At 35.1% G+C, this 23,109-nt stretch carries 21 protein-coding genes; 6 read left to right on the forward strand and 15 right to left on the reverse strand.

Annotated elements, in window-relative coordinates:
- Positions 1-40: 40 nt before the first annotated feature.
- The 6 genes from J7604_RS03005 to J7604_RS03030 are packed head-to-tail and all read right to left on the reverse strand — an operon-like array spanning position 41 to position 7,120.
- Positions 41-1,795, reverse strand: a complete 1,755-nt coding sequence (locus J7604_RS03005) for a NuoM family protein (RefSeq protein ID WP_293890827.1) — start codon at positions 1,793-1,795, stop codon at positions 41-43.
- Positions 1,796-1,848: 53 nt separating this feature from the next.
- Positions 1,849-3,903 (reverse strand): NADH-quinone oxidoreductase subunit L, encoded by a 2,055-nt coding sequence (gene nuoL / locus J7604_RS03010; RefSeq protein WP_293890830.1) that lies wholly within the window; start codon positions 3,901-3,903, stop codon positions 1,849-1,851.
- Between the two features lie 7 nt (positions 3,904-3,910).
- The gene (gene nuoK / locus J7604_RS03015) at positions 3,911-4,213 is read right to left on the reverse strand and encodes an NADH-quinone oxidoreductase subunit NuoK (protein WP_293890833.1); all 303 of its coding nucleotides are present in this window, start codon (positions 4,211-4,213) and stop codon (positions 3,911-3,913) included.
- Positions 4,210-4,734 carry an NADH-quinone oxidoreductase subunit J gene (locus J7604_RS03020; RefSeq protein WP_293890835.1) on the reverse strand — a complete coding sequence of 175 codons (525 nt, stop codon included), beginning with the start codon at positions 4,732-4,734 and terminating at the stop codon, positions 4,210-4,212. Before J7604_RS03020 ends, nuoK begins: the two co-directional genes overlap by 4 nt.
- Positions 4,724-6,007 carry a 4Fe-4S dicluster domain-containing protein gene (locus tag J7604_RS03025; protein ID WP_293890838.1) on the reverse strand — a complete coding sequence of 428 codons (1,284 nt, stop codon included), beginning with the start codon at positions 6,005-6,007 and terminating at the stop codon, positions 4,724-4,726. The genes J7604_RS03020 and J7604_RS03025 overlap by 11 nt, the downstream gene beginning before the upstream one ends.
- A 12-nt stretch (positions 6,008-6,019) precedes the next feature.
- Positions 6,020-7,120 (reverse strand): complex I subunit 1 family protein, encoded by a 1,101-nt coding sequence (locus tag J7604_RS03030; RefSeq protein ID WP_293890841.1) that lies wholly within the window; start codon positions 7,118-7,120, stop codon positions 6,020-6,022.
- Positions 7,121-7,487: 367 nt separating this feature from the next.
- On the opposite strand from J7604_RS03030, the gene J7604_RS03035 reads away from it, so the two are divergent.
- Positions 7,488-7,895 (forward strand): response regulator, encoded by a 408-nt coding sequence (locus J7604_RS03035; RefSeq protein WP_293890844.1) that lies wholly within the window; start codon positions 7,488-7,490, stop codon positions 7,893-7,895.
- A 56-nt stretch (positions 7,896-7,951) separates the two neighbouring features.
- Here J7604_RS03035 and J7604_RS03040 read toward each other — a convergent pair whose 3' ends face one another.
- Complete coding sequence (locus J7604_RS03040) at positions 7,952-8,587, reverse strand: acetyltransferase (RefSeq protein ID WP_293890847.1); 636 nt, start codon at positions 8,585-8,587, stop codon at positions 7,952-7,954.
- Positions 8,588-8,677: 90 nt separating this feature from the next.
- Positions 8,678-10,366, reverse strand: a complete 1,689-nt coding sequence (locus tag J7604_RS03045; RefSeq protein ID WP_293890850.1) for a hypothetical protein — start codon at positions 10,364-10,366, stop codon at positions 8,678-8,680.
- 28 nt (positions 10,367-10,394) lie between these two features.
- On the opposite strand from J7604_RS03045, the gene J7604_RS03050 reads away from it, so the two are divergent.
- Both J7604_RS03050 and J7604_RS03055 read left to right on the forward strand, forming a co-directional pair.
- A complete protein-coding gene (locus J7604_RS03050) occupies positions 10,395-10,793 on the forward strand; it encodes a hypothetical protein (protein ID WP_293890853.1) in 399 nt (132 codons plus the stop codon).
- Positions 10,790-11,944 carry a hypothetical protein gene (locus J7604_RS03055; RefSeq protein WP_293890856.1) on the forward strand — a complete coding sequence of 385 codons (1,155 nt, stop codon included), beginning with the start codon at positions 10,790-10,792 and terminating at the stop codon, positions 11,942-11,944. Before J7604_RS03050 ends, J7604_RS03055 begins: the two co-directional genes overlap by 4 nt.
- Here J7604_RS03055 and J7604_RS03060 read toward each other — a convergent pair.
- The 7 genes from J7604_RS03060 to J7604_RS03090 form a co-directional block, all read right to left on the reverse strand.
- Positions 11,888-13,048, reverse strand: coding sequence for a hypothetical protein (locus J7604_RS03060; protein WP_293890859.1), 1,161 nt, complete (start codon positions 13,046-13,048; stop codon positions 11,888-11,890). The two genes, J7604_RS03055 and J7604_RS03060, sit on opposite strands and share 57 nt — an antisense overlap.
- Before the next feature lie 77 nt (positions 13,049-13,125).
- The gene (locus J7604_RS03065; RefSeq protein ID WP_293890862.1) at positions 13,126-14,424 is read right to left on the reverse strand and encodes a DUF2851 family protein; all 1,299 of its coding nucleotides are present in this window, start codon (positions 14,422-14,424) and stop codon (positions 13,126-13,128) included.
- A 75-nt stretch (positions 14,425-14,499) separates the two neighbouring features.
- Positions 14,500-15,315 carry an orotidine-5'-phosphate decarboxylase gene (pyrF, locus tag J7604_RS03070; protein WP_293892033.1) on the reverse strand — a complete coding sequence of 272 codons (816 nt, stop codon included), beginning with the start codon at positions 15,313-15,315 and terminating at the stop codon, positions 14,500-14,502.
- A gap of 196 nt (positions 15,316-15,511) precedes the next feature.
- A complete protein-coding gene (locus J7604_RS03075; protein ID WP_293890865.1) occupies positions 15,512-16,156 on the reverse strand; it encodes an outer membrane lipoprotein carrier protein LolA in 645 nt (214 codons plus the stop codon).
- Positions 16,157-16,174: 18 nt separating this feature from the next.
- On the reverse strand, positions 16,175-16,819 hold the full coding sequence (locus tag J7604_RS03080; RefSeq protein WP_293890868.1) for an outer membrane lipoprotein carrier protein LolA: 645 nt from the start codon (positions 16,817-16,819) through the stop codon (positions 16,175-16,177).
- Between the two features lie 20 nt (positions 16,820-16,839).
- Positions 16,840-19,359, reverse strand: a complete 2,520-nt coding sequence (locus tag J7604_RS03085) for a DNA translocase FtsK (RefSeq protein ID WP_293890871.1) — start codon at positions 19,357-19,359, stop codon at positions 16,840-16,842.
- 85 nt (positions 19,360-19,444) lie between these two features.
- Positions 19,445-20,482 carry a quinone-dependent dihydroorotate dehydrogenase gene (locus tag J7604_RS03090; RefSeq protein ID WP_293890874.1) on the reverse strand — a complete coding sequence of 346 codons (1,038 nt, stop codon included), beginning with the start codon at positions 20,480-20,482 and terminating at the stop codon, positions 19,445-19,447.
- 145 nt (positions 20,483-20,627) lie between these two features.
- Between J7604_RS03090 and J7604_RS03095 the strand changes: the two genes are divergently transcribed.
- The 3 genes from J7604_RS03095 (at position 20,628) to J7604_RS03105 (ending at position 23,088) form a co-directional block, all read left to right on the forward strand.
- Positions 20,628-21,341, forward strand: a complete 714-nt coding sequence (locus J7604_RS03095; RefSeq protein WP_293890877.1) for a DUF2071 domain-containing protein — start codon at positions 20,628-20,630, stop codon at positions 21,339-21,341.
- Between the two features lie 74 nt (positions 21,342-21,415).
- Positions 21,416-22,303: a hypothetical protein gene (locus J7604_RS03100; RefSeq protein ID WP_293890880.1), complete on the forward strand. Its 888-nt coding sequence runs from the start codon at positions 21,416-21,418 to the stop codon at positions 22,301-22,303.
- Positions 22,304-22,653: 350 nt separating this feature from the next.
- Positions 22,654-23,088: a helix-turn-helix domain-containing protein gene (locus J7604_RS03105; RefSeq protein WP_293890883.1), complete on the forward strand. Its 435-nt coding sequence runs from the start codon at positions 22,654-22,656 to the stop codon at positions 23,086-23,088.
- Positions 23,089-23,109: the final 21 nt, after the last annotated feature.

Raw genomic sequence — 23,109 nt, forward strand, 5'->3', positions numbered from 1 at the left:
TCGTCATTTCCCATTTGTTAAATTTTGTATTTTTCTAACATTACAGAGATCTGAAATTTTGCATTGTTTTCAGATTATCCAATCCTGAGCTGAAAATCTGTCCTATTAGGACCTCCACCGAATCAGAAACAGGTTCAAGAAGGATACCTGGAAAAACACCAAGCACGAGTGTAATTATAATCAATGGTACAAGCATGATCATTTCTCTTGAATTCAGATCATTAAATTTATTATTGAATGTAATATTTTTTGAAATCCAGAATTTTCCGAAAAACATTCTTTGTAATGTCCACAGGAAATAAGTTGCTCCGATCAGAATACCGAGAACTGCAGTGATGGACATCCAATATGGAACGAGGCCATTGGTGGTTGAGGAATGAAAGGCTCCCAACAAGGAAAATAATTCTCCTATAAAGCCGGAAAATACAGGTAATCCGAGAGATGCAAAGAATAATATTGTTACTGCAATTGTATAAACAGGCATTTTAGAAGCAAGGCCTCTGTAGTTTTCGATTCCTCTGTCATGCGTCCTGTCGTAAAGTACGCCAGCAGCAAGAAACAACCCGCTTGACAAGATTCCATGACTGAACATCTGAAAGATCGCGCCATTGATACCTTCAGGTGTACCGCTAGCGATACCAAGCAGAACAAAGCCCATATGCGATACTGATGAATATGCTATCATCTTCTTCAGATCTTTCATTCCCAAAGCATTCATAGCCGCATAAACTATGGATAGCACAGCCAGAAAAGAAATGAATGAGCCGAAATAAACCATACCTTCAGGAAATACCGGCAGAACGGTTCTTATCAAACCATATCCTCCTATTTTCAACAGAATCCCTGCCAGAATAACAGATACAGGAGTCGGTGCCTCTACGTGAGCATCTGGCAACCAAGTATGAAATGGAACAGCCGGCAGTTTAATCAAAAAACCTAATAGTAAGGCGAGGAATGCTGCCATACGAATCGGCAATCCCATAAAGTTGATTTTAGTAAATACATGGAAGACAGATCCTGGAATAAAATTTTTAGGACTGGTCATATCCGGTATATTGAATGAATGTACTATTGCCCTTTTGGGAATCTGCTTGCTTTGAAGCATGCCTTGTACATTCGAAACATCATTTACAGTAACTGCTTCTATGTTTTCTGCCAAGCCTAATCTGACAGAGGTTTCCACTGGATCTGCAACAGAAAAATATAATCCGATAATTACAGCCAAGATCAATAAAGAACCTGCAAGCGTATATAAAAAAAACTTTATTGAAGCATATTCTCTCCTCGGCCCTCCCCATATTCCAATAAGGAAATACATCGGAAGAAGCATAAATTCAAAAAACAGAAAAAACAAAAACAGGTCAAGAGAAAGAAAGCAACCTAAAACTGATGTGTTCAAAATAAGGAGAAGCGCATAATATCCTTTAAGATGCTTTTCTACCGACCAGGAAGATATTGCTGCAATAAGCATTACAATAGCAGACAATAATACCATTGTTACATTTAATCCATCTAGCCCAATGAAATAATTGATTGAAAGGCGTCCTATATTTCCAAGGTCAATGGTAATCCAGTTAAGTCGCTCAGTCAGTTTAAATAAGCCATATATAGGATCTGTTACAAGGCCAGGTTTTGAGTACAAACAAAAAACAAAAACTGCCAATATGGTTTGCAACAAACATACCGCCAGGTTAATATATTTATAAATACCAGATCTGCTTTTCGGCAGCACCAGTAAAGGGATTAAACCTACAAGAGGTAAAAAGATCAGTATACTTAACACTTTTTCCGTCACGATGGGTAAGTAAATTATTTCAGCAAATATTTTAATTCATTTTTCATAGCCTGCTATTTCATCCAATTGAAAAAGATATAAATCAATATCATTACGGTAGCAAGCGTATACACAAAGTATTGTTGAACTTTTCCGGACTGTAAATTCTTGAAAAATCCAGATATAAAGACTGCGAGGGTTGCCATCAACCTAACAATACCATCAATAATATTTTTATCAAACCATGCCACAATATGGCTCAATACTACATATGCGATAGCTGTACCTTCTATTAATCTGTCAATCAGATAATCAATTTTGGTAGTATAAAAAGCCAATCGAAAACCAGGAAGAACCATTGCTTTGTAGTAGAATTTTTCAAGGTACCAGTTATGGCCGAATAACTCCAATACATCTGATTTTTCTGCTTTATCCGATATATAAACTTTATTTCTATATGTAAATATACCAAGTACAATTCCAGCCAAAGCTAATAATACAGTAGTATAAGTTACCCAGTGTGCAAACTCGAGATTGCTTTCAAATAATTGGTTAAATTCCTTTAAGAACCAGCTGGATTGAGGGGAAAATGGATTTAAAGAAAATGGTAGCGCAAAGGATAACACACAAAGTACTACCAAAGGTAACGAAATCAAAAGTGATTGGTGGTGATGCTCGTGTTTTGCATTAAGGTATGGAATCAGGTTCTCAAGTCTGAAATCGCCGAAAAAAACCATCATCAGTTGTCTTATCATGTATAGAGCAGTAAAGAATGCCGTTACAAAGCAAGATAGTGGAATCAGATAATAAACAAAGCTATTATTCGTATTACTATACGAATCAGCCCAGTTAAATGCAGCTCCTATAACTGCTTCTTTTGAAAGAAAACCAGACAACAATGGTAATCCGACTAAAGACGAAGAACATACTATAAAAACAATAAATACGAGTGGTACTCTCTTCCTTAAACCACCCATAAGTCTCATATCCTGGGCATCAAAATCATTATAGACACCTTCATGAAACAATACATGTTTTATTTCATGCATATAGTGGATTACAGCACCAGCAGAAAGAAACAAACCTGCTTTGAAAAAAGCATGGGTAAATAAATGGAACAACGCAGCTTCAGGAACACCGGCTCCGATTCCAACAAACATATACCCTAATTGAGAAATTGTAGAATAGGCCAGCACTTTTTTGATGTCATTCTGAAACAATGCAGGAATAGCACTCATTAACATAGTTATAGCACCTATTGTCGCTATTGTTGTAAGAACATCTTCACTAAGCAAGAAGAATACTTTTGCCAGAAGGAATATACCAGCTGCAACCATTGTAGCAGCGTGAATTAATGCCGATACAGGAGTCGGTCCTTCCATTGCATCCGGAAGCCACACATATAAAGGGAATTGAGCTGACTTACCGATACATGCAAGCACTAAACCTAATCCGGCCAAAGTAAACCATATACTTTGGTCTTCAAAACTATCACCCAGGTATTGAAACTCAAAAGTTCCCGCAAATGACCATATAATCATCAAAGCCAATAAAAAACCAAGATCCCCTATCCTGTTGAAAAGAAAGGCTTTTTTACTCGCTTTAACAGCCTCTTCTTTAGTAAACCAGAAGCCAATCAATAAATATGAAGTAAAGCCAACCAATTCCCAGAACATAAAAGTAATCAGAAGATTATCAGAGATAACCAAACCAAGCATTGCAAAGGTAAATATCGACAGATATGGAAAGTATCGGGTATAATTCAATTTTCCCTTCATATACTCCATTGAGTATAAGTGCACCAACAATGAAATGAGGCAAACTGTCAGTATCATAAAGCTTGATAACTTATCAATGCTCACAGATATAGAAAAAGCATTTTCCGGAATACCCGACAAGGCTATCCATTGGAATGTCATGGAACCTGCCCTTCCCTCCCAAACAGAAAAGAAAACAAGTAATGAGAGAATAAAAGAAAGACCTATCAGTAATGTAGCAAGCCAGTCACCTTTGCGTGGTAATTTTTTGCCGAAAAAAAACAGAATAAAAAAAGCACTTAGCGGTAATAATGCCGCAATCAGAGAGAAATATACGAGGTTGTCAAGGTCTGTTATTAAATACGAATTCATGTCTGACCTAGCCTTTTAATTTAGAAATTTTATCCAGGTCTGAAGTTTTATAACTTTTATAAACCTGAAGTAATAAAGCTAATCCTACAGCAGCTTCCGCCACAGCAACAACAATCACAAAAATCACAAACATTTGTCCATCCATCTGCCTGTTCAGGTTGCTAAAAACTACAAGATTGATGTTCACAGCATTGAGCATCAATTCTATTCCCATCAATGCTGCAATTGCATTTCTTTTTATTATAAGTATTATGATACCTATAGAAAAAAGGAATGCTGCAATTATCAGAAAATGCGTAGATGGAATCATTTTTTAATTTTGTCTTTTATTAAATACCCCGCTACAATGGAAGCTCCGATTAATGCTACAAAAAGAAACACTCCTGCAAATTCAAATGGTAAGACGTACGATGTCATAAGTTCAACTCCGATACCTGAAACCGTGCCCTTATCAGGATAATATGAAAGCTGCTCTTTATACCCTGCATTTAAAATAGCTGTGGCAAAAATAATAAAAACCACAATGCCAAGGATAATTCCAGAAAGAAGGTTTTTATGCTCTGTGATGATATAATGCTGTCCTGTAAGCTTATTTGCAAACATGATCGCAAACATAAAGAGCAATAACACACCACCTATGTAGATGACAATTTGCATGATACCCAGAAAGTCCGCAGATGCCAGTACAAACAATCCGGCTACTCCCAGCAAGGTACTCAGTAAGGCAAAAGCCGAGTAAACTACATTTTTTGTAATAAGTAAAAACAAAGCTGAGCCCACAATGATGCTGGCAAAGAAATAAAAAAAATATACTTCCGGATTATTGATCACCTTGCTCTCCTTCCTGCTTTGGTTTTGGCTTAATTACAGGTTTAAAGATTGGCTTGGCCGGTTTCTTAACCTCTTCTGATTTGGGTTCTTCTGAACCTTTATTTTTTTCTTCAGCTTTATTTTCCTTATTCTCTTGATCAGCTTGCTCTTCTCCAGTTTGATGAGCTTTGGGAACAGGTGGTTTTATAACGGGTTTAAAGATTGGCTTCGGAGTTTTCTTCTCTTCCGCCTTCAATTCTCCTGTTTCTGAAGGTTCTACCGTGTTTTCTGGCTTTTCGCTGCCTTCCTCTGCAGGCTTAGGAGAAGAACTCGGTGCTTTTATTACTGGTTTAAAAACTGGCTTCGGAGCTTTCTTCTCTTCCGCCTTCACTTCTCCGGAGTCTAATGTCCCAGCCTTGTCCTCTGGCTTGACACCGGTTTCCTCTGCAGGCTTAGGAGTTGAAGTGGGAGATTTTATTACTGGCTTAAATACTGGCTTGGCAACCTTCTTTTCCTCTGACTTCACTTCTCCTGACTCTGAGGTTCCAGATATTTCTTCTGATTTCACATTGCTCTCTTCTGCAGACTTAGGTGGTGAAACTGGAGGTTTTATAGTAGGTTTAAATGCAGGTTTAATGCTTGATTTTTCTCCTACTTCTTTAGTATTCTCAACACCAGGCTTTGCTGCCTCCTGAGATTTAGGTTTAGCTTTTTCTTTTTGCTTTTCTTCGTAAAGTTTCTTTTTTTCTTCGGCCTGCTCGGGTGTAAGATTGGTGAAATGGTAAACCATGTTTCTGATGTCTAACTCACTGTAATCGTAAGTTTTGGTCATCGTAAGGCATTCTGTCGGGCAAACTGTAGTGCATAATCCACAGTAGCAGCATTTGGCCATATCTATGTCAAAAGTACCGGCATAAATCCTTTTAGTAGAGCCATCAGAGGTTTTGCCTATTTCCTCCGTCGATTTGATTGCGTCTATCTCTATGCAATTTACAGGACAAATCTTTGCACAGAGGTCGCAAACGATACAATCATCTATTTCATTATGAAGACGATATCGACCATTATCTGGAACCGGAATGGCCTCATGCGGGTATTGAAGCGTAACAATTCCTTTATCAAACGAAAAGTAATCTTTATTTTCAACTCCTATAGGCTCTCTTTTAAATCTCAGAGCCTGGAATAAATGTTTCAATGTTAACAGTATACCTGTCCAAAGTGAAACGATGCCCTCTGCAATACTTCCCCAGTATGTATTTTTAGCTCCTTTATTTATATGGCCTTTAGTCATCATGCATCTCCTCTATTAATTCATCATGAGTCGCCAGAACCCAGAAATTAAAATGATAATCAATGCCAGGGGAGTAAGGACTTTCCAGCATAAAAACATAAGCTGATCTACTCTAAGCCTTGGATAAGTCCATCTAATTACCATTTGTAAACCAATTAAAGAAAAAGCTTTTGAGATCAACCAGAAGGTTCCCCAGGCAATACCTGAAAAAGTACCTGGATATCCGTTTGTCCAGTCTGCAAGTCTTAAGAAGCCCATATTGGGAAAAGGGCTGTTCCAGCTTCCTAAAAATAAGATAGAGGCTAGAAAAGATACAAGCAACATGATTGCATATTCTCCAAGAAACAATATTGCGAATCTGAATCCAGTGTATTCTGTATGAAAACCTGCAACAAGCTCTGATTCTGCTTCAGGAATATCAAAAGGAGCTCTATTACATTCTGCAAGTGATGCAACAAAAAATACTACAAAACTTAACATTAAGACAGGATTTCTGAAAATATTCCAGGTAAGAAACCCTCCCACTTCTGTGATATTGATACCTAAACTTTCTATGCCCAATAAATAATTTGAATCTGATATTTTTGAATAATCTCCAATCCACAAACTTTGCTGATAGCTTATTTCCTGCAAATCAAGCGACTGACAGGTCATAACAACTGCTAGAACAGAAAGACTCAATGGCACTTCATAGGAGATCATCTGAGCAACCGCTCTAATGGCACCATACAATGAAAACTTATTGTTGGATCCCCAACCAGCCATCAATAAGCCTATTACATCTAATGAAATGATTGCCAACAAGTAAAAAACTCCGACTGAAACACGCGAGGCTTCCAAACCTGGAGCAAAAGGTAGGACTGCATACCCAGCAAATATTGCAGAAAATATAATTGCAGGAGCCGCAATAAATAACTTTCTGTCAGCTGATTGAGGAACTATATCTTCTTTAATAAGAAGCTTGATAAGGTCGGCAATTGTCTGTAATATTCCATAAGGTCCCACTTCCATAGGCCCGTATCTATCCTGAATAAACCCTGAGATTTTTCGTTCTGCATACACTGCAAATACAGTATAGACAAGGATGATTGACAGAAATACCGGAATTAATATCATTACTGTTTAAACCAGGGGAGTAAAGTTACTGCATTGAAAGAATAATAAAAACCAAAAACATATAATTCAATAAAGACATTTATCAACAACATTATTAAAAAAAAATCAAAAAACTGAGGATACTTTTTTTCTCTTAAAAGGATTAACCATTTAAGGAAAAAATGAGCAACAGTAAGCCCTGGAAAAAGTACATTTTAGGAAAAACCATACATTACTGATTATTAATATTTTAAAAATTTTGTAGATTTTTTTAAAGAAATCTTCTCATTTTTTTTAAAAAATAGATTAATCTTACACAAATTTTGATTTACCTTTAAAGAAGGAGGAGCCTACTTTCTTTAAAGAATAAAATAGATTTCATACCGCCATGAAAAAAATCAAAAGCATTTTATTAGTTGACGATGATAGTATCAATAATTTCATCAATGAAAAACTAATTAAAAGGCTGAATGTAGCAGACGAGGTAAAAATAGTTCTTAATGGGGAGGAAGCTTTAAACCTTCTTCAAGAAATAATAAATTCTGGCCAGAAATGTCCTGAGTTAATTTTATTGGATATTAATATGCCGGTCATGGACGGATTTGAGTTCCTTGAAGCATATAAAACACTTGATTTCCCCGATAAAAAATCTGTAGTAATAGTAATGCTTACCACTTCCACAAATCCTCTTGATATAAAAAAATTAAACGATTCAGGTGTTTTTGGTTATGTGAACAAACCTCTTACGGATGAAAAATTCTCCAGTATTCTGAATGAGCATTTTGTAATTAACTGATTAAATAAAAAAGGCTGTACAAATTGCACAGCCCGATATTTTTAGCAGATTTTTTTCTAAACAACTTTTGCTGGATTCCCAAATACTGTTTCTCCGTCTTTAACATCACTGATTACTACAGAACCGGCTCCCACTCTGGCATTTTTACCAATAGTAACTCCTGAAATAATTATTGCTCCGGACCCTATGAATGCTCCTTTTTCAATCTTGACACCAGAATTAATAATACTTCCGGCTCCAATCTGAACAAAATCATCAATCTGAGCATCAAAATCTATCAATGCATTGCAACTGATTATACAATGATTAGAAATCTTTGCATTGCTATTAATAATAGCTCCTGCATTGATCATATTGCCATAGCCAAGAAAGGAATATTCCGATATAAATGCTTTGGAATGGACAGCATTTACAGGCATAATCTTTCTTTTCTCCTTAAGCATTTGCACAAGATTCTGCCTTAGTTTATTGTCATCACTGGCAACAAAAGCTGAGCATTTTTTCCCTAAGTATTTTAAAAAGCCATCATCATCTGTGCGGCCAAGAACTGCGACATCGCATATTTCCTTGCCGTGCAGTTTATCATCGTCATCTAAAAAACAATAGGTAACAACATTATTACTTTGAAAAATATCCAGAGCAACTTTTCCTAGTCCCTTTGCCCCGAAGATAATTACAGGATTATTATCCATGCTCATATTTTTTTACCAAATATAAATGTAAAATAGTTTGTTTCTGAAAAGAATTAACGATCCAGTAACATTTAAGAACTCCGATAAAGTTCAATTACTTCTCATATATACTACAACGTACTGATTTTCAATAAATAATTTATATCCTTTATGATAAAAATTGCTATGTGGCTTTAAGATCAGAAAGTCATAATCTACAAAGGCTTCAAAATTATCATCCACATTCAAAGGTACATGATGCTTTATTCCATAATAGTTTAAAAAGACGTAATATGTGTCTTCCTCACAATATACGTTTTGAGGAATAGCTTCAAATATTTTTGACAGGGTCTGATTCATTTTATCATAAAACTCGAAATCATTCTTAAACGCTCTGAGATCTATAAATAACGTAGCTACTGTCAAAGCTAAAATATAAGTCAACTTCAGATAGCTCTTTTTCAAACCTGCACATATGCCACCAATCCAGTAACTTATAACTGGAATCAGATATATCCAGATTCTGAAAAATGGCAATACTCTTTGAACTCCAATCAGTAGAACAGGACTAAGCAGATGAACTATCGAAAGCAATTGAAAAACCCTTGCAGACCTTTGAGTATGTATAAAGATATTACAGATCATAATAAACATCAGTAATAATCCTCCTCCCATTTCTAAATTTAATAACCAATTGGTCGAGTCACCCAAATATGAAGGGATCTCCTTGATCCAATTGCTTAACTGCAGAGGCTTTACCCAACTGTTAGAAACTACAGAAGAAACTCCGCTTACCAAAAATACTGGAGCATAAAGCAGCAAAACTCCTATAAGAACAGCACAAGACGCAGCATATATTTTAAACAACGGATTAATATTTTTATTCAGAATAAAATAAAAATGAAGAAAGATCATTGAGGCGACGAAAGGATAAAGGAAGGTTGGAATTGTATAAAACCCAGCAATAGAAATAAGGATAAATATCCAAATATATGGGCTTTTCTGGGTGATTGTATACTTGAAACAAATTATTGTCAGAATGAATACACACAATGTCAGCAGCAAATAACCCCTCCCTTGAACTGCATAAAAATTCATTTCAAAGCTTAATGAATAAAATAAATAGGCTGTAATGGCCGTAAAAAATGAAAACTGTTTTTTGTAAAACAGAAATAACAACCCTCCTAGAAATATTGACAAAATAAATGATGGCAAACGCATTACCAATAATGCATTATCAGTAAAAAGCTGAACGATACAAGACAACAAGTTACTTAATATATGATTATTCGGAGCAGGGTAATAACTAGCCGTAACAGGAAATCCTTTACTTACAAAATACACATATGAAAAGGCTTCATCAACCAAAAAAGGAATTTTAAAGAAATACCAGAGTTTCAAAAGAAGAGATAAAAGGGTTATTAAGGAAAAAGCAATTACTTCCTCTCTCTTTAAATGAGAAAATTCTTTTTTTACCAATGCAGCGAATCTAAAGGCATTTGCCGTAATTAAGCCTGAGAGTGAATTTGATTTTCTAAGCAATTTTGGAAAAAGCAGAGAATAAACTAAGGCTACCAATAAAGTAAAATAACGAAATATAATGAAGGTAACCGATGTCAGATATTTATTCCTTAATGCAAATTCCTTATCCTGAATATTGTAGCGCAACACTATAGAATGAAGAAAATCATTATAAGTTATAGTCCAGAGGAAAAAAGGAATCGCGATTACTACTAATAATCCTGTAAGAAATAGTAATTTTAAAACTGAAGAAAAAAAGTATTGGTTTTTAGGATTCATTTAGCTATCATTCCCGTACGTGTATTCAATGAAGATAAAGTTAAAAAATATTATCATTACAGTTTTTATTGCTGCACTTATTCTTCCATTTATTTTAATCACTGATTTTTTTCCATTTGCGAGATTTGGCATGTTTGCCGAACCTGTCAGCTCAGTCGACACCCTCAAAATATTTGAAACAGAATATTACCAATATCATCAATGGCATTACCTGGATGGTAAGCAATTTAATATGGCTTCAGAATCTTTTATGTATCTTGCTGGTAATTACTTCTACAGAAATCAGTCGAAAGAATTTCTCCTCAAATTAAGCCAGGCCATTCCCGATACTTCTATCTATGCTTGGAGATTAAAGCAAATACAGATTCATGGAAACAATCTGAAACAATCCGATACTGTCATCATTGAAACATTAAAGATACGATGAGCAAGCAAGACAAGGTATTTATCTTCTTTTTGCTATTTGCAGCCTTTACTATACCTGCAATTTATCTTTCATTCTTTAACCCATTAGTAAAAGAATACTTTAATGGTTCAGCTCCAGATTGGTTTAGCTCATTGGTTGAACATATTTATCCAAGATTGACAACCGAACGAAATCGTTTCCCGGTTTCATTCTTTGAAGAAAAAGCTATGCAGATCGTTGTACGCATTTCCTTTGTGCTGTCAGCCTTTGCTGTTTTCATTTTTTTAAAAAAGAGATTTATTTCTTTCAGAAAATTCACTAAACAATTCTTCCACGGGTATGCGGCTTACCAGCAAATAAATATCCTCAGGATTTTATTCTACTCATCCTTATTATATTTTTCTCTAGAATTCTACAATGATCTTCTTGTTTTATCATCAATCAAAGTATTCTTCAAACCTGTACTTTTGCTAAAAATAACGGGGTTAGGGTTTCCTTCTGAACTCTTGGGATTGAGCTTATATGTGATTTTACTAATCTCTTGTATTCTGTGCATCCTGAATATTTATCCTGTTTTTACAGCTACCACTGCAGTATTAACCTTTTTATATTTCCAGGCGATATTCTTCAGTTTTGAAAAAATTGACCATGGTTACACTACTTTAAACTATGCTGGCCTGTTAATGCCATTACTTCTTTATCAGCAGAAGAAGAATATTAACAGCGAATCCCTACTCCTTCCTGACTGGCCATTAAAACTCATAAAACTTGCATTGTGCCTTTGTTATCTTCTAGCAGGTCTTGAGAAACTATTTATATCCAAAGGTGCATGGCTATCACCTATAACATTCAAAAGTTATCTATATCTTCATCAGGCTCCGTTGGGCATGCAGGTTCTAAATTATCCTGTACTCTGCGCTGCATTGCCTGTAGCTGCCATGATTTTCCAACTTGGATTTATAAGCATTCTCTGGAATGAAAAACTAAAATGGATATTCCTTCCTGCAGGAATACTGTTTCACATAGGCACCGTGGTACTTTTGGGCATTTCATCAATTATAAATCCATGGATTTTCACATACCTATTTTTTATTCGATGGGATGAAATCGAGCCATTAAAGAGGCTTTTTAAACCTATGGACTATTTTTCCAATAGGAGGAGAATACCATAATAAAAGAAAAATGAAGAAAGGTAAAAAGCCAATCTTATATCTAGCCAGTGTGCCTAAGTTAGGTGATGAGAATGCAAGTAAAGAAGCAAGCAACACAATGTAAAATGTACCACTTGTAACAAGTAAAATATCTGTGTTTCCCTTACTCCTCTTCAGATTAAAAAAGACATAAAAAGTTAAAATTACAAGACAGGTGTTTTCGATTCCTGTTATGATCATAAATACATTTCTGGCTTCAAATATCAATGGTCTGAAGAGGCCGGCAAATATAGCTATGGGAAGGTTTATCAAAAATGAAGAGATAGCAGGTCTAAGGCTATAAAAATGAATAAGCTTTTCATCTGATGATAAAAGAACTGTAGCTACATTATTTTGATAAACTGACTGGAGGAATGTATTGATCGATAGATATGGATTCAGAAACGATACTGCAATAAAGAGGATAAATAATAGGATAAAAAATGCTGTCACCTGCATTGACGATTTAAGCACTACTCTTCTGCTCAAATACTGTGTAATTCCCAAGGCTATCAGCACAGAGATGAGTACAACTGCATAGTAGAACTTAATAAAGAAAACAAGACCGCACATCAGCACAGTAAAAATAGCTGACAAAAAATTAATGCTTCTTTTTTCGTATAACCATGAAAAAAAATTACCTGTTATAATAAGCATTGCAGGCATTACAATACTTTCCTTTATGAATCCTGAACTCCAGAATACTACAGATGGAAAAAATAAAAATGCAACAGCTATATGCCACTTGGATTCTGGCAAAGCTGATACTACTTTATTGGCGAAATAAAAGAAGCCACTAAAAGAAATTAAAGAGAAATATACTGTAGCAATCCAATAGTTATTAAAAGAGATAAAAGTTATCAGGGATGCAATTTTAATAAAAGCCACCACACGTGGTTGAGAGGTTAAAAACTTATCATCTGTAACATTTTCAAAGAAAAACTCAATAAACCCATAAGGGTCATTTGAGATCATTTTTGAATATTTTACTGCATATTCAAAAAAGCTAAAAGTATCTCCAGTTCCATTGTAAAACTTGAGAAAAACAAATCCAAGACAAATTCCGGATATTAATTTCTGTAACAAAGCAGGAAGAAATACTCCACCGAGCGCAGTATTTCTGGTGTTTTTATAATAAAAAAAACAGATTAACGAAATTAAAATTAAATGGATGCCCCACTGATACATGTTTCCTTCAAGATATTTATTCCAATTTTACACTTCAGACACTGTTTTTTCAAGCAGAAATTGGTATAAAGTTCTATGGAAGCCTGCGTATCGAATGCTGACTTCAACTTCAGTGTATTTTTTTTCCATTTTTGAGTAATGAAATTTTCTTCTGCTGGCAATGCTTCCAGGAATTCAATTGCCTTATCTACCAGACCAGGTATATCCCTTTGCTTTCCATAAGCAGCCATAAGAGGTACTACTGAATTAATAATGAGATTATAAATAGAAGTCTTTCCAAGCTTTTTTTCCTTCCCATCTGACAAAACATCAAAAGTATAATGATTTATCCAATATGGACCTGTAGCAATATCAAATACTGCAAATAATTCTTTGCGAGATTGGCTTTCAATGAACTTATAAAACAACTTTTGGTGATGGGCCAGCAATGCTGCCAGCTGAGCAATTCTCATACTTGGAAATCCTGCTGGCCTTACTCGGAGAAATTTCCATTCAGCACCAGACATTTCTTTATTCTGTAGTGAAAACTTCACGGAGAGATAGGTAAACTCCTTTTGTAATGCCCGTGGATATTCATCTTCAAAACGTCCTTTCAAAAGACCTGACATTCCAAATAGCAATGCCTCTATCTGGAATTGATTGCCCGAACATTTATTGATAAGCTTATAAGGCAGTATTTTACTTAGCCTGAGAAATGGATCATTGTTAAGTTTAAATCCGAAATTGGATGCCAGCATCTGGTAGCAGGTTTCTTCCCAGTCATTGTTGTTTCTCCCAAGCTCTGAAATTATCTTTTGTGATTTCCTTTCTAGACGCTCTGATAATGCGGAATCCAACATATTGAACTTAATCACCTCAGGAACATCCGAAAATCTGGAAAGACAGGGAATTCCTTCGTCTTGTATAAAAGCTCTGTATTTTTCTATCACTTCCGGAAAGATTCTTTCCTTCAGTTCAAGTACCGGAACTATTGTTCCATCTTTCCTATAAACATTTTCATCATTAGAAAAAACTATATGAAGGACTACAGAATTGTATGTCTCATCCTGCTCATGATGGTGGTCTTTCCAAGCCGAACTATTGACGTGTATTTCAATATTTCCGATCCACTCTACATTCTCAATTCTGATTTTGCCGTTAAAAAAATCAGGTCCTGCATCTGTATTTGGATGGCCTTGAAAAAGCACATGCAATGGTTTTCCGTCAGTGGTTTGGAGTTCTTCTTTATGGAAGTACTGGTACTGCCATATAAAATGGAGTAAATCTTCTTTCATAGCTTATAAAAATTGGTTGAACTGCTGGTAAAAATCATGGAGCTGCTTATTCACTAAAACAGCTCCGTACTAAAATTACAAATATTTGCTGAGATAAACCTTCATCTCATCTCTGAGCTTAATCGCTTCTTCCTTCGCTTTTGTGGTGAAGTCATCACCTGATGAAGCATATATAATGCTTCTGGAGGCATTTACCAGCAAGCCACAGTCTTTATTCATTCCATTCAGAGAAACTTCTTCTAAGCTTCCACCTTGCGCACCAACACCGGGTACCAGAAGAAAATGATCAGGTATTATTTTTCTGATATCCTTTAATAAACTTGCCTGGGTTGCCCCAACTACATACATTAAGTTAGATGCATTTCCCCATTTACAGCTTTTCTCTAGGACTTCCTGATAAAGATATTTACCATTTTCAAGTTTCATCATTTGAAAATCTTTACTTCCTGAATTGGATGTCAAAGCAAGCAAAATAACCCACTTTTCTTTGAAATCAAGAAATGGAGTAACAGAATCTTCTCCCATATAAGGCGCAACAGTGACAGAATCAAAATTCATGTTGTCAAAAAATGCCCTTGCATATAATCCTGAAGTATTTCCTATATCACCTCTTTTTGCATCAGCAATTGTAAATATTTCTTTAGGTATGTACTCTAATGTTTTTTCGAGCGTATCCCATCCTTTTGAGCCCATAGCTTCATAAAAGGCAATATTAGGTTTATAAGCAACACAATATTCATGTGTTGCATCAATTATCCTTTTATTGAATTCGAAAATCGGATCATCATATTTCTGAAGGCTTGCCGGAATTTTTTTAAGATCTGTGTCCAAGCCAATGCACAGATAAGATTCTTTGGATTTTATTTGCTTTACCAGTTCTTCTCTTTTCATCATAAATCAGGAATGCATAAAAATAAGGCGGAAAGTTGAAAGTTGAAAGCAGAAAGTATAAAGTTCGTAGAGACGCCATGCATGGCGTCTCATTTTATTGTGGTAGAAAAACCAATTTAATTATATTAAAAAGAAAGAAGCCTGAAGCTAAATTTTCATTTTAGACTTCAGGCTCTTTTATAAATTCTGGGTTAATTTATCTTAAATCGACAACCTCCACATTTTTATACTTTGATTTGTCAAATGAAAACAATGACTCGTCCACTTTAAAATCAGGGAAAAAGTTTTTCACAGTGTAAAGATATCTGTTACCATTCTTTTCAAATATTTTCCAGCTTCTTATGGTCTTGTCCTTTTTATTAATCTCCAATCTTACTTTAAAAAACTGATTGTTTTTATCTTCAGGAATGAGGTCAATAATTTCATAGACTTTGCCACCTTCTTGCTTTTCTTCCAGGAAAGCGTATTTGTACCCTTTCTTGTATATGCTGTAGATTCTTGAAGGAGTGATATCCTCCTCGCCAGGTTCATAATTAGTAATATTCACTTCGTTGGATTCTTTAAGATAGGTCCATACAGTAGTGCCATTATTAATGATTTCCTGCCCACTTAATTTCAGGTTAAATTTGGGTCCCTGAACTATAATTTCTCCTTCAGAGGTTTCATTGATTCCCGCTGTAGGACTTTCCAATGAATAGGTAAACTTTGCCTTAAAGGATTTTATTTGTTGATACTTTTTACTTACTGCGTCAAGTGTTGCGGCGGCTTTAGGATCCTGTTGAGCATAAACTGCTCGGAAACTTAAACAAATTGCTAAAAGCCCCAGGGTGATTTTTTTCATTGTCTCTTTTTTGACTCTCTATCTTAATTCAATCACTTCAACGCCTTTATGTTTTGAAACATCAAAACTAAAATAGTTGTCTTCCACTTTAAAATCTGGAATAAATTCTTTTACCGTATAATAATACTTGTTTCCGTTTTTCTCAAATATTTTCCAGCTTTTCAGAGTTTTATCTTTCTTATTTATTTCCATTCTAACTTTGAAAATCTGAGGTTTTCTGTCTTCAGGGATTAGATCTACAACTTCGTAAGTTTTGCCATTCTCATTTTTCTCTTCCAGGAAGGTGTATTTATAGCCCTTCTTATACATTGTATAGATCTTTGTCGGACTCATATCATTTTCATCCGGCTCATAATTTGAAACATTCACTTCATTAGCATCCTTAATATAAGTCCATACAGTGGATCCGTTATTAATGATCTCCTGACCGTCAAGTTTCAATGTAAATTTAGAACCTTTTACAACAATTTCACCCTCAGCTGTTTCTTTTACATTATTTGGAGCTTCAAGTGTATAGACAAATTTTGCCTTAAATGAAGGCATGCTTTTATACTTCGAACTCATTGCATCCAATATCGCTGCAGCTTTTGGATCATACTGAGCGAAAGATGCTTTTGAAAGACTAACAAAAAGGATTATTAGAAGGCTTGCAATTTTTCTCATTTAAATAAAATTTCGTATTCCTATTTTTTCTTATCTAACTCATTCAATAATTGTTCCAAACTATATTCGTCGGTCACAAGTACCTCTCTGGCTTTGCTTCCTTCGAACGGACCAACAACTCCCGCAGACTCCAATTGATCTATGAGACGACCTGCTCTGTTGTATCCCAGTTTTAATCTCCTTTGTAATAATGAAGTACTTCCCTGTTGGTGTGTAACAATAATCCGGGCTGCTTCTTCAAACAGACTGTCTCTTTCTGCAAAATTGAATTCACCCTTATCGCTTCCCTCTCCTTCTTCATCTACATACTCTGGAAGCATATACGCCGAATCGTAACCTCTCTGATTTCCAATAAATTCGCAGACTTTTTCAACTTCCGGAGTATCTATAAAAGCACATTGAACACGAATTAGTTCAGATCCCATTGAAAATAGCATATCTCCTTGCCCAATAAGCTGCTCTGCGCCTCCAGCATCTAAAATTGTTCTGGAATCTATTTTAGAAGTCACTTTAAAAGATAACCTCGCCGGGAAGTTCGCTTTTATTATACCCGTAATGACATTGACAGACGGTCTTTGCGTTGCAACAACCAAATGAATACCAATAGCACGGGCCAGCTGGGCAAGACGAGCAATTGGGGTTTCTACTTCTTTACCAGCCGTCATCATTAAGTCGGCAAGCTCATCTATAACGAGTACGATATAAGGCATAAAGCGATGCCCTTTATTCGGATTAAGTTTACGCTCTACGAATTTCTTATTATACTCTTTTAAATTTCTGCAATTGGCATCTTTGAGAAGATCATAACGCATATCCATTTCCATACAAAGGGAATTTAGAGTATGAATTACCTTCTTAGTATCTGTTATAATAGCATCTTGAGTATCAGGAAGTTTAGCCAGAAAATGTCTTTCTATTTTATTAAATAGAGAAAGCTCTACTTTTTTAGGGTCAACCAATACAAATTTTAACTGAGATGGGTGCTTCTTATAGATAAGGGAAGCTAACAACACGTTCAAACCTACAGATTTACCTTGCCCTGTAGCTCCTGCCATCAGTAAGTGCGGCATCTTAGCAAGGTCACCGACAAATACTTCATTTGAAATAGTTTTACCAAACACAACTGGGAGATCTTTATCACTCTTCAAAAACTTTTCCGTCGAAAGCACTGAACGGATAGATACTGTTTCCTTATTGCTGTTTGGGACTTCAATACCTATCGTACCTTTTCCCGGAATCGGTGCTATAATCCTTATACCTAAGGCTGCAAGGCTCAATGCGATATCATCTTCAAGGTTTTTGATTTTTGAAATCCTGATACCAGCATCCGGCACAATCTCGTATAGTGTAACAGTAGGACCAATAGTAGCTTTGATATTAGAGATACCAATGTTATAATGAGAAAGCGTTTCTACAATTTTATCCTTGTTTGCCTCTAGTTCTTCTTTACTTACCTGAATTTTGGCTCCTTCGTATTCATTAAGTAAATCAAGTGTAGGATATCTATAAGAAGATAAATCTAGCGTTGGGTCATAGTTTTCAGCAATTCCCTCTTCAACAATTTCTTCTTCCGGCGCTTTAGCGACCATCAGACCTATCCCGCCTTCTTCATTGGAAGGAATATACTCATGAACCTCATCTTCTTCTGAGTTTTCATCATATTCGTATTCTTCCTCTGTACCTTCCTCTTCACTAACTTCTTCTTCATATTCTTCTTCCTCATATTCTTCCCCTTCTGCAGTCGCTGCTTCCTCTGATTCTTCTAAAGCTTCTTCAGCTGTCTCCTCTTTTTCATCTACAACTTTCACCAGCCAGTCTTCATCTGAGATCTCTTCTTCAGCTTCTTCCTCATCTTCAGAAGCAATTTCTTTCAAATGGTTTTTAGCATCAGCAACATTTTCAGCAAGCACCTCTTTAGCACTTAAAATGGTAGTGATGTTAAAATAAAATATGCTGAAAATTACCAAAGTGAGAAGCATAACAAGTGGTGTTCCCCAGCCAATCATGGCGTTTGTAATAAATGCAAGTTCAAAGCCAATACCTCCACTCAGAAAACCAAGGACAGACTGATTATCAATCGCAAATACAAAATAACCGGAGGTAATAGAAATCCAGAATATAAAAAAGGTACAGAATATAAATACTCTTCTGAAATTGAAGAGGTCCTGTTGAAATACTAATTTAAAACCTATTAGGAAAACCAGTGGAATAAACAGAAAAGATGCGATTCCAAACCACTTAAATATAAACCAATAGGATAAAATTGATCCAAATAACCCCAGCCAGTTTCTGGACTCTAGCCCCGACTCCTGAACGTTTGTAGAAAATAATGCCTCTACGACACTTTGATCTTCAGTACCATTAAACAGGAAAGAGATAAAGGCAATGACCAAACAAAGAGAAAATACCAATAATGTAAATCCTGAAGCAAGCAAAAATCGCCTGTCTTTTACAAAACCTAAATTAATTTTAGGAAGCTTGCTTCCAGAGCTTTCTTTTTCCTTCTTTTTATTAGGTTTCTTATAGGTATTTTCAGCCATGGTATTTGAAATAAAGGATTACAAAATTAAGAATTTTTACCAAAGATTCGGTTTAAAATGTGAGTAGGTCTTACTAATAAAAATCCTATTTTTCTTTAAGTAATTTCTTATTAATTGCACTGACGAGCGCCGGTCCTTCATAAATAAAACCTGTATACAACTGTACCAGGGCAGCACCTGCTCTGAACATCTCCATAGCATCTTCGGCAGAATGAATCCCACCAACGGCAATGACAGGAAAGGCATTTCCTGATTTTTGCACTAAGTATTCAACCACTTCTACAGATCTTTTATGTAAAGGTTTTCCGCTTAGACCTCCCAAGGTACCAATCTGATCTAACACAGCCTGATCAGTCTTAAGGCCAGACCTTGAAATAGTGGTGTTAGTAGCTATTATACCTTCAATTTTAACATCTTTTAATATAGATATAACATCGTCTAATTGTTCATTGGTAAGATCTGGAGCTATCTTAAGAAGGATTGGTTTGGGGGAAGACTTTTTAAAATTTCTTTCCTTTAAAGTTCTTAATAATTGAGTAAGAGGTTCTTTATCCTGAAGTGCTCTCAAATTAGGCGTATTAGGAGAACTTACATTCACCACAAAATAATCTACATAGTCAAACAGTACTTCAAAACTATATTCATAATCCTTCACTGCATCTTCATTTGAAGTCACTTTATTCTTGCCAATGTTTCCTCCAATAATAACTTTTTCCTTTCTGTTTTTCAGTCTTGCAACTGCTGCCTCTACCCCTTCATTATTAAAGCCCATTCTGTTTATAATGGCTTCATCTTCTCTTAATCTGAACAAGCGTGGTTTATCATTACCGGGTTGAGGCTTAGGCGTCAGAGTCCCGATTTCTACAAACCCAAATCCCATGCAAGACAGCTCATTGAATAACCTGGCATCTTTATCAAATCCTGCTGCCAGTCCAACCGGATTAGGAAATGTAATACCAAAAACTTTCCGCTCTAGCCTTTTATCTTTTACCCGATAAAGCAATTTGAACAGCAGTGATATTCCCGGTATTTTAAAGAAAAAACGAACTAGGTCGAATGTCAGATGGTGAACTTTTTCAGGATCGATTTGAAAAAGAAGCGGGCGTAGAATTCTTTTATACAAAACTATTTGTCTTTTTCTATCAAATTTAGGTCAGAGAAAGGGATTAAAAAAGCAAGCTTAACAGGTTGACAAAACTTTTTTAAAAAAGACTGGAAAAAGGATTTTTTATCACTAAATTATTATTGGTTCTGGTCATTTTTAATTTATGAAAAATATATTTCTGCAAGCTCAATGGAGAAACCTTATTCTAGCCAATTACGAATTCGATCCTTCTGATTTAAAAAGATTTCTTCCGCATAAAACCGAAATAGACTTCTTTAATAATAAATGTCTGGTAAGCCTGGTAGGATTTAAATTTTGTAATACAAAAGTTAAAGGATTGAAAATCCCTTTTCACACAGATTTTGAGGAAGTCAACCTGAGGTTTTATGTAAAATATAAATCACAGAATGGCCAATGGAAACGAGGTGTTGTATTTATTAAAGAAATTGTTCCCAAACCCGCTATTACACTTGTCGCCAATACACTTTACAATGAAAATTATGAAACGATGCCAATGAGGCATTTGTGGAAAAATGGAAATAAGTTTGAAGTAGCATATGAATGGAAATTTCAAAACTCCTGGAATCGATTAAAAGTAAGTGCTGATAACCAAACTACCAGTTTTGCTCCAGATTCAGAAGAGGAATTTATAACTGAACACTATTGGGGTTATACAAAAATTAAAGAGAATAAAACCGCTGAATATGGCGTGGAACATCCAAGGTGGAATGTATATCCAGTGGAATCCTTTGAAATTGAAGTTAATTGCAAAGAACTTTACGGCAATGAGTTTGCTTGCCTGGGTAATCAAATACCAAACAGCGTCTTTCTTGCTGAAGGTTCGGAAATTTTTGTACTTAATGGAAATCAAATTTAGCATTCTGATAATGGTCTTTTATATTTAATAATTATATAAATTGCTGCTTCATTTTTCTTGCTGAAGTTGAGTTTATGAATCATTGTATTGTTTATCAGGCCTATGGCCATAAAAATGTATTAAATGAGTTGATTTATTCCATTTATACATTGATCAGACAACATGATGGTCTACAGCCTCCTTATAAAATCATTATCTACACAGATAGCATTCAGTATCTGAAAGAATTCCTTCCAGAATACATTGAATACAAAGAAATTAACAGGCCTCTTATTGAAGAATGGAGTGGCCCGAATAAGTTTGTGCATAGGGTAAAAATTGAAATGCTGAAAGACGTATTGATGTATAATCAATGTACATCATTACTTTATGCGGATACTGACACTACATTTCTTTCGAAACCAGATCAGCTGTTTGCCCAGATAGATGCTGGAAATTTTGTGATGCACAGAAAAGAAGGCTTGATTGATTCAGGTTCAAATATCATTTTTAAGAAGCTAAAAAGAATTCTAAACGACAAAAATCTCCAGAGGAAAACTACCCTTCCTTCTCAGACTGATATGTATAATGCAGGAGTGTTAGGAATCCCCTATTCACTTAAACATGTAGTGGATGAAGTTTTAGAACAGACAGATATCTTATATGATCATGCCAGTAATCATTGTATGGAACAATTGTCTTTTTCTTATACACTGAATCAACATTCAAAAGAAAAAATCATTGAGGCGGAATCAGACATTTTCCATTATTGGAATTTTAAGGAATTCAGAGCGATACTTGATCACTTTTTTACTTTTTATTCAGCCAAACCTTATCAATTTATATTAACTAAAATTGATATCATAAATCCAAAAGTGCTCATAAAGCCTAAAATGCATTATGAAAGTCTTCGCTTTTTTCCAAAGACCATCCAGAAACTTAAAAAGAAGAGGTGGAACATGCCTGTTTATACACTTGATTGATCTCTCGATTGTATTTTTTTTATTTTTTTTTACAACACAGTTATATTTTTCGTTAAAAAATTGTTAAATTTTATACAAAATACACTAAAGTATTACATACGTTAGTTATTTTAGCAAACTGCAATTCATCATTTCTAGGGGTATTTATAAATTCCGTTGTTTATCAGGTAAAACCAACGGAGTTCATTTCGTAACTAATTAAAAAATAGGGGAAAACCCTCAAAAAAACTGAGGTTAGAAAATTTTAATCTCCTATTATTTTACTTTATATTCAAAAAAATAATAAAAACTTAAAATTTTTTGATACAGGGATTTGTACAAGAAATTATTTAATTAATAAAATTTGCTAAATGGCAAAACATATTGGAAAATTGATTCTTTCGAGACTTGCTGAGCTTGGAATGAATAAGAGTGAATTCGCAAGGCGAATAAACAAATCGCGACAGAATGTGCAGGATATATTTAAGAGAGAAAGTGTAGACACAGATCTTCTCCTGCAAATTTCAAAAGTATTAAACTTTAACTTCTTCACTTTACTTGCAGCAAATGAGGAGCTTGCAAAAGCAGAAGTACATGAAGACGGAGTAATGTACAAGAAAAAGCAAAAAGGAGATAAGGTAAATGGTGGTTCTGAAGACATAAAAAAGCAATTAGATATTGCCCGGAGGGAGATCTCTTATCTTGAGAAAATTAACACATTATTAGAGAGTAAGATTGGTAAAAAATCAGCTAAGCCTGCCTTAAAAGTATCCGCCAAAAAAACTGCCAAAAAGGTTAGAAAATAGGCACTTACGGAAATTCTCTTA

It is taken from the genome of Sporocytophaga sp. (assembly GCF_017745095.1).
In the GTDB taxonomy this organism is placed as follows: Bacteria; Bacteroidota; Bacteroidia; order Cytophagales; family Cytophagaceae; genus Sporocytophaga.

Bases quoted from the DNA above. Each gene is read 5' to 3' on its own strand.
- J7604_RS03065 (WP_293890862.1), bottom strand. From the start codon at position 14,424: ATGAAAGAAGATTTACTCCATTTTATATGGCAGTACCAGTACTTCCAT.
- nuoK (WP_293890833.1), bottom strand. From the start codon at position 4,213: ATGATTCCATCTACGCATTTTCTGATAATTGCAGCATTCCTTTTTTCT.
- J7604_RS03040 (WP_293890847.1), bottom strand. From the start codon at position 8,587: ATGGATAATAATCCTGTAATTATCTTCGGGGCAAAGGGACTAGGAAAA.
- J7604_RS03030 (WP_293890841.1), bottom strand. From the start codon at position 7,120: ATGATATTAATTCCGGTATTTCTGTCAATCATCCTTGTCTATACTGTA.
- pyrF (WP_293892033.1), bottom strand. From the start codon at position 15,315: ATGAAAAGAGAAGAACTGGTAAAGCAAATAAAATCCAAAGAATCTTAT.
- nuoL (WP_293890830.1), bottom strand. From the start codon at position 3,903: ATGAATTCGTATTTAATAACAGACCTTGACAACCTCGTATATTTCTCT.
- J7604_RS03045 (WP_293890850.1), bottom strand. From the start codon at position 10,366: ATGAATCCTAAAAACCAATACTTTTTTTCTTCAGTTTTAAAATTACTA.
- J7604_RS03080 (WP_293890868.1), bottom strand. From the start codon at position 16,819: ATGAGAAAAATTGCAAGCCTTCTAATAATCCTTTTTGTTAGTCTTTCA.
- J7604_RS03105 (WP_293890883.1), top strand. From the start codon at position 22,654: ATGGCAAAACATATTGGAAAATTGATTCTTTCGAGACTTGCTGAGCTT.
- J7604_RS03055 (WP_293890856.1), top strand. From the start codon at position 10,790: ATGAGCAAGCAAGACAAGGTATTTATCTTCTTTTTGCTATTTGCAGCC.
- J7604_RS03095 (WP_293890877.1), top strand. From the start codon at position 20,628: ATGAAAAATATATTTCTGCAAGCTCAATGGAGAAACCTTATTCTAGCC.
- J7604_RS03100 (WP_293890880.1), top strand. From the start codon at position 21,416: ATGAATCATTGTATTGTTTATCAGGCCTATGGCCATAAAAATGTATTA.
- J7604_RS03085 (WP_293890871.1), bottom strand. From the start codon at position 19,359: ATGGCTGAAAATACCTATAAGAAACCTAATAAAAAGAAGGAAAAAGAA.
- J7604_RS03050 (WP_293890853.1), top strand. From the start codon at position 10,395: ATGAAGATAAAGTTAAAAAATATTATCATTACAGTTTTTATTGCTGCA.
- J7604_RS03025 (WP_293890838.1), bottom strand. From the start codon at position 6,007: ATGATGACTAAAGGCCATATAAATAAAGGAGCTAAAAATACATACTGG.
- J7604_RS03035 (WP_293890844.1), top strand. From the start codon at position 7,488: ATGAAAAAAATCAAAAGCATTTTATTAGTTGACGATGATAGTATCAAT.
- J7604_RS03075 (WP_293890865.1), bottom strand. From the start codon at position 16,156: ATGAAAAAAATCACCCTGGGGCTTTTAGCAATTTGTTTAAGTTTCCGA.